This window comes from Allomuricauda sp. TY007 (genome assembly GCF_010468565.1).
Lineage (GTDB): Bacteria > Bacteroidota > Bacteroidia > Flavobacteriales > Flavobacteriaceae > Flagellimonas.
This window is the reverse complement of record NZ_WUEG01000005.1, coordinates 191,876-205,739: the sequence shown is the minus strand read 5'-3', so window position 1 is coordinate 205,739 and position 13,864 is coordinate 191,876. Positions and strand designations below refer to the sequence as shown.

Genomic DNA, 13,864 nt, shown 5'->3' with positions numbered 1-13,864 from the left:
TAATATTCAGATGAAAATACAACGAACAATATATCACCTTTATTTTTTGGTGTGGTCATTGCTGATACCGGGCTGCACGGATTTTGTGGAAACGGACCTGCCACCCTCCCAATTAACGGGCGAGGCCGTATTTACCGATAGGGCCACGGCAACGGCGGCCTTGGCGAACATTTACGCGGGACTGCGAAATCAGACCCTGATCACGGGCGGTTACCGGGGCATCGGAAATCTTTTGGGACATTACGCGGATGAACTGGATCACTATGGTGACGGCATTGGAACGATCTACAATTTTAACATCCATTCCGTTTTGGCCACCGAACCGGAGTTGGCAACGTTATGGAACAACAGTTACAACCTGATCTATGCCTGTAATTCCATTTTGGAGGGCTTGGAAGATAACACTGCCCTTTCTGAAATGGATAGGGAACAATTACAGGGAGAAGCCCTTTTTCTAAGGGGTTTCATCCATTTTTACCTGTCCCAGCTTTTTGGGGACATACCCTATGTGATGGCAACGGACTATCGTGAGAATGCCCAGATCGGGAAATTGGGAAGTTCCGAGATCTACGAACTGTTGGTTTCCGATCTGGAAAGGGCCATCGATCTGCTTCCAGAATTGTATGTGACACCGGATAGGATCAGGGTGAACCGATATGCGGCCATGGCCTTTTTGGCCAGGGTGGCCCTTTATTTTGGTGATTGGGACAGGGCCCTGTCCCTTTCAAACGATGTGTTGGCCAGGACCGATCTATATACCTGGGAGGAAGATCTGGACCAGGTTTTCTTGAAAGGGAGCAAGGGAACCTTATGGCAGTTGAAACCGGTAGCTTCCGAAGGAAATACCTTGGAGGCCCAGACCTATATATTTGAATCGGGACCCCCTATCAACCAGGGAGCCCTTACCCGATCCTTTATGGACGGGTTCGCTCCCGGAGACCAACGGGCCGTACATTGGACCAGGGGCATAACGAATGGTACCACGGTTTGGCACCATCCCTACAAATACAAGGCCAATGCCCCTACTGGAAGCTCCGTGGAGCACTCGGTGGTATTGCGGTTGGGGGAACTTTATTTGATCAGGGCAGAGGCCAGGATGCAATTGGGAGCCCTTGATGGGGCCATGGCGGATTTGAACAAGATCCGTGGCCGTGCAGGCCTTTCGGATATGGAAGGTCTGGATAGGATGGGTGTGGAGGCTGCCCTTATTCAGGAAAGAAGATATGAGCTCTTTACGGAGTTCGGCCATCGTTGGTTCGACCTTAAACGCTTTCAAAAAGCAGGCGAGGTACTTGGACCGCTAAAGCCGAACTGGCAGGAGTACCATCTGCTGTTCCCCATACCACAATCCGAGCTTTTGGCCAATCCGAACCTAAACCCCCAAAACGATGGTTATTAGAACAGATCAAAACAAGGGGATATTGACTCTTGTCCCAGGAAAGGGAGAAAGGGAACCAAAGATAAACCGCGAGGTTTTGTTTTCATTTATTTTATTGATGTTAGCCACCTGCCCCTTTTGGGGGCAGGTAACCTCGAAAAAAGACCTGACCCCAAAGGACTATCATCGGTGGAGCACCCTTTTCCTGCCCCAAATTTCCGATAACGGCCAATGGGCCTCGTACACAAAGCAGTACGATTATGGACAGGACACCCTTTTTATCCAATCTACGGAAGGAGATACCCAATATGTCCATCCGGGCGGGGGACAATTGGAATTTACACCGGATGGCGGTAAGGCGATAATATCCAAGGAAGGATCATTGCAGTTACAGGACCTGCACAAAGGTGAAGTTGTGGACATCGGCCCCATATTGGGCCACGAAATGATATTGAATGGCAGGTGGCTCCTGATAAAAAAAGAGGGAGCTGAAAACGGTGGATATGATCTTGAACTGAGGTCCCTGAAAACGGGAAGGACATTTAACCTAAAGGGAGTGGACTCCCATCTCATGTCCCCTAAGGGAAACAAGCTCCTTTATACCATGAGGAAAAAGGGAAGATATGCCCTTCATCTATTGGGTTTGGGACCTAGTGGATGGGAACCCGTTGTATTGCGGGATTCCAAGTTTCCCTTTCAACGATTGGTGTGGGGACCTTCGGGCAATAGTCTTGCATTCCTTCAGACAGATGATGAAGCCAATAATGACCTCGACCTTTATTTCCATGAGATAGGGCCGAAAACCAACTGGTCTCGGTTGGATGGGGAGGGTTCCTTTGGTAAACAGGGGCATCAATTGGCCGATTACCGTTTGCTGATCGCCCCCGACAATTCCAAGGTATTGTTTGGCGTCGAACCCAAGGGGCCTAATGATGGGGAAATAGTCGAACTATGGCATGCCCAGGACCCATTGATCTACCCACGGAGACAACTGTTGGGCCTGTTCCCTGACAAAGCCCGTGTCTGGGCATGGTGGCCTAAGACCCAAAAGAGGTTGCAACTTTCGACATTGGAGCATCCCTATGCAATTCCCCTTCCAAGGTTTGACCATGCACTTATCTATAACCCCTGGGACAATGAGCCACAATTCAAGCGGGATGCCGATAAGGACTTTTACCTAAAGGAACTGGACACAGGAAAACAGCAACTGCTGCAAGAAAAATTGCCCTATTGGGGCAAGTATGTGGGCATTTCGGAGAACGGGAACTACCTCAAGTATTTCAAGAACGGGGATTGGTGGGTGTACCATGTTGAAGAGGGAGTGCATGTCAACCTCACAAAAAAACTGCAAACGGACTGGTCCTTTTTGGACTATGGGCGGGAGGAGGATGAAGTGCCCTATGGCAGTCCTGGCTGGGACAAGGAAGGGAACATGATTTTGGTCTATGACCGATATGACATTTGGCGGATTTCCCCTGATGGCAAACGGTACAAACGCCTGACCAAGGGAAAGGAAAAGGGCATACAATATCGGATCGATAGGAATGCCTCCTTCGAACATGACAATACATACTATTTTTCCAACGTTATGGACGGTATTTTTGATGGAGGAGAAGGATTGATCTTGAAGGGATCGGGGGATGACCTGGGTTCCGGTTATTTTTTTTGGAACAAGGAAAAGGGTCTGCAGACCTTGGTATACAAACCAAAGCGGATATATGGATTGAAAAAGGCAAAGGACACCCAGGATTATATTTATCTGGAAGAAACCTTTGAAGAGCCGACCCGACTGGTCCACCTCAAAGTGGGCCAGGACCCCAAGACCTTGGCGAAGCCCAATGCCTTTCAATCGGAATATGAATGGGGCAGGTCTTCATTGATCGGTTATAGGAACAAGGAGGGTGAAGAAATCGAGGGGGTATTGGTGTATCCTTCGGGTTATGAACCGGGGAAAAGATATCCGATGGTGGTACATATCTATGAGCAACAAAGGTATAAGTTGCATAAATCGGTAATTCCTACAGAGTATATTAAGGCGGATTATTTGAACCCATCTGTTTTTGCTGCCGAGGGATATTTTGTTCTTTACCCAGATATAGATTATGAGATAGGAAAACCAGGGGAGAGTGCCTTGGCTTGTGTAGTCTCTGCCGTCAATAAGGTGGTTGATATGGGTCTGGCCGACCCTCAAAGGATTGGGCTGTATGGAGCATCCTTCGGGGGTTTTGAGACTACCTATATCATTTCCCAAACGGACATTTTTGCAACGGCCATTGCGGGGGTGGCGATTACCGATCTGGTCAGTAGCTATCTTTCCATTGGTGAGGCCAGGGGACTTGATGAGGCTTGGCGGTACGAGCACCATCAATTACGGATGGGCGATAGCTTTACGGATAACTTTCAAAGGTTTATCGAGAACTCGCCGGTTTACCAAGCGCATAATATCAACACGCCCTTACTCGCTTGGGTCGGGAAGGATGACCGCAATGTACATTGGACACAGAGTGTGGAACTCTATTTGGCATTGAGGCGTTTGAAAAAGGACCATGTGCTCTTGGTCTATCCCGGTGAAAAGCATGCTATTATAAACATGAAAAAACAGAAGGACCTGACCCGCCGAATCAAAGAGTGGATGGACCATTATCTAAAGGACCATCCCAAAAAGGCCTGGATGATCAAAGAAGAGCCATAAAATGCTTGCAAAAAAGGGAGCACCGATTTCCCGGTGCTCCCCTACTGCACAGCCAAATTACCAGATCATAGCTGTTCAATCCCTGTAGAGATCCACACTACAACTGGTCAAACCCTCCAATCCAAAGGCTTGTTGCCCTTGGTAGGTACAAATATTGGGCAAAACGGTCGTTTCACATTTCAGCCCTGTGTTTTCACAAGGCTGTCCAGGCCCCATGGGGATATATGCATCCACAAGGGCGGAACCGTTTTCATCCTTTGCCTGGGTGGCAAAGGCCGCCGCCACGGCAAATACGATCGCTATGGCGGGCATGATTGTTTTAAAAAGGTTTTTCCTCATAATAATAAAATTTAAAATTAAGACCCATGCTTTTGTTCAGCTCCAACAACAAGGTGACAGGCCTTTGACCTTGAGATGGAGCATCCGGATATCTTTATCCGGCACTTTGGGCCTTTTGTCCCATCCGTGCCGGTTTTTCTATCTAATCTTGCAGTGGTGCAAGTGTTTCGTTTTGGGCATTTGCCCTTATGCCGTCAAAAGACGGTCCCTGCAGTTTATAGGTGACCAGGGTCTGGTCAAAGATCCCGATGAAATTTCCCTCGGCGACCAAAAAATCCTTAAGGGGTTTCCCACGGAAATGCTGCACATAAAAACTGAGGACATAGCTTACGTCCATTAGATCGTAAACGTCTATGACCGAAGCCCTTTTCCACATAAATTCGGATTCGTTCCTGCCCAGGAGATTTCCTTGGACAAAGAGAAGGCCGTTATGGACGGCAGCCCTTTTGTTGACGATCAGGGGTGGGGCCGCCATTTTTCGTTGATTGTTCTTTTGGAGGGTGGCCACCTTTATCTGGGGAAAGCTGATGGTATCGATGGTCCGGCCATAGCGTGTCCTTTGCAATAGGGTATCGGCCAAAATGATCTTGTTATGGTAATAATGCACATATACCACCTGGTTCGATAACGGGTCGTGCAACAATACCCCATCGGTATCAAAGACGCCGTCAACCTGTTTTTGTAGGAGGTCGGGTTTCAACGATAATGGGATGCTGTCCCCCAACCGGACCAGCCCAAGTTCATTTTCGTTGTTTTGGGTACTGCGTGCCCGTATGGCAAAAGTGTTGGGGGACAGGGGAACCGCCAATGAAAAATAGGCTTCGTCCCTTAATAGGGGATTGGCGGACCATGTATCGGTACTGCCCCTGAATATAATGGGTACCGTCCCGTCCATAAAGTAGAAATAGGGTGGGCGTACAATGGTCCTGATGGACCTAAAACCCATGTTTTCACGGGGAATCTTCATTTGGATGTGCAGGGTGTCCCTTAATGTGGTATCACTGACCACCATATGGAGCGGGGAAGTGGGATTGGCCAAAAAAATCCTGCCCTGGCCAGCACCGGCCAAATAATAGGAATTGAAGCCCAGGTCCAGTTCATAGGTACGTTTTATGGGGTGGTGGGGATAACGACGGGTGAAATTGTTCCGATGGTGGACCATATCCTCGCTCCATAGAAACAGGCCCGTCACCAAGGACATGCTTCCCAAGGCAAGTGCCCCTATGATTACAAGCAGTTTGCCCGTCAATCCCCTTGGTGCCCAAGGATGGTTCCGCTGTTGGTTTTGGTTTCCCCCGTTACTGCCCTGTGGGTTCGATAAAAGGATGCCGATCAGTGCCAAAAGCACAAATAGGAGATTGAAGACCAAATGTTCGGTCCACCCCAGATCCTCCAAAACGCCACCACAGGAGCAGGGGATGAAGTCGGTAAAGTTCAGGATGATGACGATATAGGCGGTGAACATGGACATAAGGAAAAAGGCGGAACACAGGCCCCAAAACCGGAGCCGGGGAACAAAAAGCATTCCTGCCACGATCAGTTCTGAAAGGGGAACTGTCCAGGCCACCCAATCCGCATGTGCGGTAAGAAGGGGGGATTGGGCCAATTGAATGCGAAAACTTTCAAAATCCAACAGTTTGTTGACAGCGGCATAAGCAAAAAGGATGATGTACAACAGACATATGACCTCCAAAGTAATCCTGATATGTTTTACGCTCCATTTCATTTTATTTGTAACCGTTTGATTTACAATGATAAAATTAAGGAGGATGATGGATCTGTAAGGGATTACTTCGTATCTGAGAAGGAGTATTTGTTGCCTGAGAGGGAATATTTTCGCTTTTTTTCTTAAAAAAATGTAAAAACCCTTACAGAGCTACATACGCTTTTGCCATTTACCCTTTTGTTTCCGTCAAAGTCCTCGTTGGCAATGGGCAAGGCGTTCCTTCAGGTCTCACCGTCTAGAATGCCCATAGTCGCACGGGTATTTCTGGACCGTTTCTCTCCAACAAGTTCCTTGAGCTGGCATAGCTCCGCCTCTATGACCTCCATGTGCCCGCACCTGCTCCAATGATGGCCAACCAACTGCCGGCTTTGGAATCAATTCGGCAACATGTACCGTTGAAAGCCTGTCTTGACAAGGTGCAATAGGGTGTGCCATATCGGACGGAGGCCATATTTACTCTTTTTGACGGGTTGTGGAATTTACGGAAATTGTTAAGGCTTATTTTAATCGGTTTACATTGATATCGAAAAAGCAAAGGGCAGTCGAGCTCCAAAAGAAAAGACCATCCGTTTCAAGGATGGCCTTGTTTATGATTAAAGGACAGAATTTTTAAATCATTTTCCATCCTTGTTTTCAACTAGTGAAAAAGTATCCGGTCTAAATATCACACCGCATAAACCCATCTTTCAACGCCTGGATCTTGTCATCCCAAGTAGGAATAAACTCTTGGGCCACGTACCCTGTAAAACCTGTATCGTGAATTGCTTTGATGATAGCAGGGTAGTACAATTCCTGGGTTTCATCAATTTCATGTCGCCCGGGAACCCCAGCCGTGTGGTAGTGCCCAAAATAAGGGTGGTAATTCTGTATGCTACGGATAATGTCGCCTTCCTGAATCTGCATGTGGTAGATATCGAACAACAATTTAAAATTATCGCTGCCCAAGTGTTTGCAAAGTTCCACGCCCCATAAAGAGTTGTCGCACATATAATCGGGGTGGTTTACTTGGTTAAAAAGTTCCATTTGGATCACTACACCGTGTTCTTCGGCCAAAGGCATAATTTGTGAAAGCCCGTCCACACAGTTTTGAAGGCCCACATAATCGTTCATCCCGTTGCGATTGCCACTAAAACAAATAAGGTTGGTGTAACCCGCTTCGGCCACTTTCGGAATCATTTCCGTGTAGTTTTTGATCAGCTGCTCATGGTATTTTGGATTGTTCCATCCCTCGGCCAAGCCAATTTCGGCACCGTTGCACATGGAGCAATGTATGTCGTACTTTTTTAATATGGGCCATCTGTCGGGGCCTACGAGATCAATGGCTTTAACGCCCAATTCGTTCAATGTCTTTAAAAAATCCTCCAGCGGGATGTCGTTAAAACACCATTCGCATACACTGTGGTTGATATTGTGCTTGAGTTTAAAGGTTTTGGATTGCCCTTGGCTGGCCGCCATGGCAGAGGCTGAAGCCAGACCTGCAGACCCAACGGCAGCAGTGGCTATAAAATTTCTACGTTTCATTTTTCGGATTTGTTATGGGAAAGATAGTATTTTCGACCTAGATATGGAAATACGTCCCGATTCAAAACAGCTTTTGGAGCTGGCACATTACAAGATGCCCTTTGGTAAATTCAAAGGGCGTTACCTTGTGGATTTGCCCTTGCCTTATTTGGTCTGGTTCCGTCAAAAAGGATTTCCCAAAGGGAAACTCGGTGATTACCTAAATACGATGTTGACGATAAAGGATAACAACCTGGAACCCATCATAAGAAAGCTGCAAAAAGATTTTCCTCGCGAATCTTCCTGATTTTTGCCCAGCAATTAGTAATTTTACGCCCCGTAATAGAATGAGCAATATGTCAGATACCAAGTACATTTTCGTTACGGGAGGCGTTACCTCTTCGTTGGGTAAGGGAATCATCGCCGCATCCTTGGCTAAACTACTGCAAGCCAGGGGATACCGGACCACCATACAAAAATTAGATCCCTATATAAATGTAGATCCGGGAACGCTGAATCCTTATGAGCATGGCGAATGTTATGTGACCGATGATGGTGCGGAAACCGACTTGGACCTTGGCCATTACGAACGTTTTTTGAACGTACGTACTTCCCAAGCCAATAATGTAACTACGGGCAGGATTTACCAAAGCGTTATTGAAAAAGAGCGACGAGGTGAATTTTTGGGCAAAACAGTTCAGGTAGTGCCCCACATTACCAACGAAATTAAGGAACGCATCCAAATTTTGGGGAATAGTGGGGATTACGATATTGTTATCACCGAAATCGGGGGTACGGTAGGGGATATCGAATCATTGCCTTATATTGAATCTGTTCGGCAGTTGCTTTGGGAATTGGGCGAGCATAACGGTATTGTAATCCATCTAACCCTAGTGCCGTTTTTGTCCGCGGCAGGGGAGTTAAAGACAAAACCGACGCAGCACTCTGTCAAAACATTGATGGAGAGCGGAATAAAGGCCGACATTTTGGTGTGCCGTACCGAGCATCAGATTTCGGAGGACATCAAGGAAAAATTGGCGCTTTTCTGTAATGTTCGGAAAGAAGCGGTAATTCAATCCATAGACGCATCCACCATTTACGATGTTCCTTTGTTGATGCAGGAAGAAGGCCTGGATACGGTTACTTTGCAAAAATTGGCCCTTCCGGATGATAAAGAACCCAACCTAGATCAGTGGAAGGAGTTTTTACAACGCCATAAAAATCCAAAACATAAGGTAACCATCGGATTGATCGGAAAATATGTCGAACTTCCCGATTCGTACAAATCCATACAAGAGGCCTTTATCCATGCAGGTGCGGCCAATGAAGTGGATGTTGAGGTAAGATCGGTGCATTCCGAACATCTATCGGCCAAAAATATTGACAAAAAGATGATGGGCTTGGACGGCATTTTAGTTGCCCCCGGCTTTGGTGAACGTGGTATAGAGGGTAAAGTGTTGGCCGTTCGTTACGCCCGTGAAAACGATATTCCCTTCCTGGGGATTTGTTTGGGCATGCAAATGGCGGTCATTGAATTTGCCAGAACGGTGCTGGGTCTGGAAAATGCCAACTCCACCGAAATGGATAAAAATACGCCAGACCCTGTAATCAGTTTAATGGAAGAACAAAAATCCATTACCGATATGGGCGGAACCATGCGTTTGGGCAGTTGGGACTGTCACCTAAAAGAAGGCAGTTTGGTGGAGAAGGTATACGGTTCCTCCGATATTGAAGAACGCCACAGGCACCGCTACGAATTCAACAATGCCTACAAGGAGCAAATGGAGGAAGCTGGATTGGTAGCCTCTGGGCTGAACCCAAGAACAGGCTTGGTGGAAGTGGTAGAAATACCCTCACATCCATGGTTTGTTGGAGTGCAGTACCACCCAGAGTACAAAAGTACGGTTGCGAGTCCGCATCCCTTATTTGTGGGGTTTGTAAAAGCGGTATTGACCCAAAAGCAGAAACAAAACAATGCCAGTTTGGCATAAAACGGGGTTTTGGGCATATATTTGCCACCTGAAATACCAATAAAATATTTCTACTAAATAATATTCATGGAAGAAAAGAAGCTGGATATTAAGTCCATTATTGGATTTGTACTGATTTTTGGGATACTCATATACATGTTTTACCAAAATCAGCCTACGCCAGAAGAGTTAGAGGCACAAAAAGCAGAGCAAGCACAGATAGAGGCAGAGGAAGCCAAAGCGGAGGAGGCGGTCAAAACTGCACCCGTAAAGGAAACCAAGACCATAGATCTTAACGATTCCACCGCTGTGGCCCAATACAAAAATACGGTCGGGGCATTTGGTTTCACCCAGACTTCGGATGGAACCACCACTCTGGAAAACGAAGTGCTCCAACTGAAAGTATCCAATAAAGGGGGACAGATCGTTGAGGCCAAAATGAAGAATTTTGTCACCTACGATTCCGTTCCCGTATATTTGGTAAAAGATGGCAATGCCAACTTTGCACTGAATTTTACCACATCGGACAATCGCGTTCTCAGTACGGCGGACCTGTATTTTGAACCGTCACTTACCCAAAGCGGGGACAACCATGTGCTTTCCATGAAGGCCAAAGTGGCCAACAATCAATTTTTGGAGTACCGCTACGAAATGAAACCAAAAGAATATTTGGTGGACTTTACCGTGCGTTCCCAAGGTTTGAGCGGAGTTTTCAATACCAGTAAGCCTGTTACCTTGGAGTGGGACCTTAAAGGTATTCGCCACAACAAAAGCGTGCAGTACGAAAATAGATATACCCGTCTAACGTACAATCACGATGATGGTGACATCAGCAAGCTTTCCGAGAGCAGTGATTTTGATGAGGAAACCGAAGTGGATGTAAAGTGGTTGTCGTACCGTCAGCATTTTTTTAGCTCTATTCTAGCAACCGATGAGCATTTTAAGACTGCCGATCTAACCTCCACAAACTTGGTCGAGGAAGAGAGCAAGGAACTCCAATTTACGAAAGCATATACCACACGGGCCCCTTTGGAGCTGCAAGGCGGTGAGCTCTCGCAGCATATGTACTGGTACTACGGGCCCACCGATGTAAAGGTATTGGACGATTATAAGGATTTGGGCCTTGCCGATTCCATTCCGTTTGGATGGGGAATCTTTGGTTGGATCAACCGTTACGTATTTACGCCCTTCTATACGTTCTTGAGCTCGTTTTTACCCTATGGAATTGCCATTGTTATTATGACGATTTTGGTTCGATTGGCACTTTCGCCCGTCACCTATAAATCGTATTTGTCGCAGGCCAAAATGAAGGTGTTGAAGCCGGAGATTTCGGAAATCAGCGAAAAGTACAAGGACAACGCCATGAAAAAGCAGCAAGAGACCATGAAGGTGTACAACAAAGCAGGGGTGAGCCCTATGAGCGGCTGTGTGCCCGCCTTGTTACAGTTGCCCATTTTCTACTCCCTGTTCATGTTTTTCCCGACTTCCTTTGCGTTGCGGCAAAAACCTTTTTTATGGGCAGAGGACCTATCGTCTTACGACACTATTTTTGAGTTGCCGTTCACCATACCCTTTTACGGAGACCACGTATCCCTGTTCCCGATTTTGGCATCCGTGGCCATATTCTTCTATATGCAGATGACCACGGGGCAGAGCATGCAGATGCAGCAACAGCCTGGGATGCCGAACATGAAATTTATTATGTATTTATCACCCGTTATGATGTTGTTCTTCTTTAACAACTACGCAAGTGGGTTGAGTTTGTACTATTTCGTTTCCAACTTGATTACCATCTTTATTATGTTGGCCATCAAGAACTACATATTGGACGAGGATAAAATTCATGCCCAAATACAGGAGAACAAGAAAAAACCTAAAAAGGAAAACAAGTTCCAGCGTAAAATGCGCGAAATGATGGAGCAGGCCGAAGAACAAAAGAAATCAGGGAAAAGATAGTACTGAGGTAAATACTTTTCGGTCCAAAAAAAACTCCCTCAAGATTTTCTTGGGGGAGTTTCCATTTATAGGTGTAGTTTGGAAAGATTTGGGACTCCAAAGATGCGACATCACGCCTATCCAAAAAATTAAAAGTTGTAAAACCGTCGGTTTTTGTGGGTAAATAATCCCTTGTTGATGTGTTATCGATGAACGGTAAATTTTACGCCATAAAAAACCCCCTCAGTTTGTTTTGAGGGGGCCTTTTGCATTATCCATCAATCAAAAACCAGTTAGTTTGAAGTGTCCGGGATGAGTACAGTATCCACTACGTGGATGACACCATTGATGGCTTGTACATCCACGGCATCAATACCAATGCCCATGTTTCCGGCACCGTCGGTAATATCTGCAATGTTATCACCAGTTCCTGGTAGGTTGATGGTGATCATATCGCCTTCAAAAGTGGTAGCTGTGGCTCCATCGCTCAAATCACCGGATCGTACATTGGCACCTGCCACCACGTGGTGTTGCAATATTGGTATTAGGTCAGCCTCGGCCGGAATACTGGCCAAAGCGGCAAAAGCATCGTTGGTAGGGGCAAACACGGTGAATGGATCGCTTCCCGCACCGTCTTGTGCTGATAATACGCTCACAAAATCCGTACTTGGTGTCAACTCTGTCAATGCAGATACCAAGGTGGAGAAATTAGGATCTGCAGCGGCAAAAGTTACCACTGTTGGCAGGTCTATAACAGCATCCACGGTATGGATTACGCCGTTGCTTGCCACAATATCCGCCATGGCCACGTTACTTGTACCGTTTAAGGTTACACCATCATCGGTATTAATGTATAAACTTAAATTCTCGTCAGCAGCATACTCAGCAGCCGTGTTCACATAAGCATTTGTCAAATCCGAAGAGAACGCAGCGGCTCCCACAATCACGTGATTGGCCAAAATAGCATTCAAATCATTGGAATTAGGATTGGTAAATGCACTAAAGGCATCGTTTCCAGGAGCAAATACAGTGAACGTTTCTTCTTCGTTGGATAGTAAATCGGTGAAGGTTGTATTCCCGCCTTCGGTCAAAGCACCAACCAAAGAGGAAAGCCCTGGATTGGCCACCGCATGGTCCACAATATTTGGAATGTCTATTACGGCATCTACCACATGAACAATACCGTTGATCGCTTTTACATCAGCAGCTACTACGGAGGCAACACCATTAAAGGTTACACCATCAGAGGTATCGAAAAACAAGCTTACATTTTGCTCACCGGCCCCAGTGGCCAAAGTACTTGTGTAACCGGAACCAAGTCCTGTTAAGTCGGTTGAGGTAACTTCACCACTGATTACGTGGTTAAGCAATACATTGGTCAATACATCCACGGGAACGTCCTCTAGCGCTGCACCATCAAGGAAAGCCTCAAAGGCTTCATCGGTCGGGGCCAATACGGTAAAAGGTCCATTGCCGCGCAATACGGTGGGTAAATCCCCGCTGGCCGCGGTAAGGGCAGCAACCAAATTCTGTAGGTTTTCGTTGCCAATGGCCAAATCGGTAATGGGCATTAAGATAATGTCGGCCAGTTCATCCAAAATAGCCTGGGGCAATAAAACTTTGTCTATAATATGTACAACACCATTGGAAACTTCAATATCTGCGGTAGTCACCTCAGCGGCAACATCGGTTGCATCTTGAATAAACACGCCACCTTCGGTGGATACTTGCAAGGAGGAACCCTGCAATGTTGTAAGGCTCATTCCGTTGCTCAGATCGGTGGATAGGGCAGCATCGCCTACCACGTGGTAGGTTAAAATTACAGCTAGCAAGTCTTGTAGTTGTTGGGAGCTAAAATCGTCCAAGGAATCAAAACCATCCAGTTGTGCAAGCAAATCTGTAAATGCTTGATTGGTTGGGGCAAAAACCGTAAATGATCCTTCACCACTTAAAGCAGCAACCAAGTCGTTATTGGCACTCTCATCCGCTTTTTGAAGGGCGGCAACCAAAGTGCTAAGTTCGGCGGTTGCCTGTGCGGCTTCAACAATATTATCTCCTTCCTGTTCAGGAGGCATAGGTCCATTGTCATCATCGGAACACGATGTGAATCCAATGAATACTAGTAAAAGGGTCAATCGGGTTAAATGTTTTAAAGTTTTCATGTTATTTTAGGTGTTTGTTTAACAATGTGAAAATATAATTAAACAAAATAACAACAATAGTGTTTAACATTTTAGGTTAAAACTTTAACAAAATTAAAATTCTAGGGATGTGTAGGTTATAATTTCATAGCTGTTGCTTTAGGATATATTTACCATTATTAA

10 protein-coding genes are annotated in these 13,864 nt (G+C 46.3%); 5 read left to right on the top strand and 5 right to left on the bottom strand.

The annotated features are described in order from the left end of the window. Nucleotides 1–10 precede the first annotated feature (10 nt). Complete coding sequence (locus GO009_RS07715) at nt 11–1,399, top strand: RagB/SusD family nutrient uptake outer membrane protein (RefSeq protein ID WP_163625623.1); 1,389 nt, start codon at nt 11–13, stop codon at nt 1,397–1,399. Next, nucleotides 1,389–4,070, top strand: coding sequence for a prolyl oligopeptidase family serine peptidase (locus tag GO009_RS07710; protein ID WP_163625622.1), 2,682 nt, complete (start codon nt 1,389–1,391; stop codon nt 4,068–4,070). The genes GO009_RS07715 and GO009_RS07710 overlap by 11 nt, the downstream gene beginning before the upstream one ends. A gap of 75 nt (nt 4,071–4,145) precedes the next feature. On the opposite strand, the gene GO009_RS07705 is transcribed toward GO009_RS07710, so the two are convergent. The 4 genes from GO009_RS07705 to GO009_RS07690 all read right to left on the bottom strand — a co-directional run bounded on the left by GO009_RS07705 (nt 4,146) and on the right by GO009_RS07690 (nt 7,656). Then, on the bottom strand, nt 4,146–4,409 hold the full coding sequence (locus tag GO009_RS07705) for a DUF6520 family protein (protein ID WP_163625621.1): 264 nt from the start codon (nt 4,407–4,409) through the stop codon (nt 4,146–4,148). A gap of 142 nt (nt 4,410–4,551) precedes the next feature. Then, nucleotides 4,552–6,135: a MauE/DoxX family redox-associated membrane protein gene (locus GO009_RS17515; RefSeq protein WP_203532411.1), complete on the bottom strand. Its 1,584-nt coding sequence runs from the start codon at nt 6,133–6,135 to the stop codon at nt 4,552–4,554. Nucleotides 6,136–6,448: 313 nt separating this feature from the next. Continuing rightward, on the bottom strand, nt 6,449–6,586 hold the full coding sequence (locus GO009_RS07695) for a hypothetical protein (protein WP_163625620.1): 138 nt from the start codon (nt 6,584–6,586) through the stop codon (nt 6,449–6,451). A gap of 206 nt (nt 6,587–6,792) precedes the next feature. Then, nucleotides 6,793–7,656, bottom strand: coding sequence for a hydroxypyruvate isomerase family protein (locus GO009_RS07690; RefSeq protein WP_163625619.1), 864 nt, complete (start codon nt 7,654–7,656; stop codon nt 6,793–6,795). Between the two features lie 43 nt (nt 7,657–7,699). Here GO009_RS07690 and GO009_RS07685 point away from each other — a divergent pair, with 43 nt between their 5' ends. From GO009_RS07685 to yidC, 3 genes are all read left to right on the top strand, one after another. Then, nucleotides 7,700–7,942, top strand: a complete 243-nt coding sequence (locus tag GO009_RS07685) for a DUF3820 family protein (RefSeq protein ID WP_163625618.1) — start codon at nt 7,700–7,702, stop codon at nt 7,940–7,942. Nucleotides 7,943–7,991: 49 nt separating this feature from the next. Next, entirely contained in the window at nt 7,992–9,626 is a 1,635-nt protein-coding gene (locus GO009_RS07680; RefSeq protein ID WP_163625617.1) for a CTP synthase, read from the top strand. A 66-nt stretch (nt 9,627–9,692) separates the two neighbouring features. After that, nucleotides 9,693–11,561 (top strand): membrane protein insertase YidC, encoded by a 1,869-nt coding sequence (gene yidC / locus GO009_RS07675; protein ID WP_163625616.1) that lies wholly within the window; start codon nt 9,693–9,695, stop codon nt 11,559–11,561. A 272-nt stretch (nt 11,562–11,833) separates the two neighbouring features. Here the strand turns inward: yidC and GO009_RS07670 are convergent, their stop codons facing one another. Further along, complete coding sequence (locus GO009_RS07670; protein WP_163625615.1) at nt 11,834–13,702, bottom strand: fasciclin domain-containing protein; 1,869 nt, start codon at nt 13,700–13,702, stop codon at nt 11,834–11,836. Between the last annotated feature and the right edge of the window lie 162 nt (nt 13,703–13,864).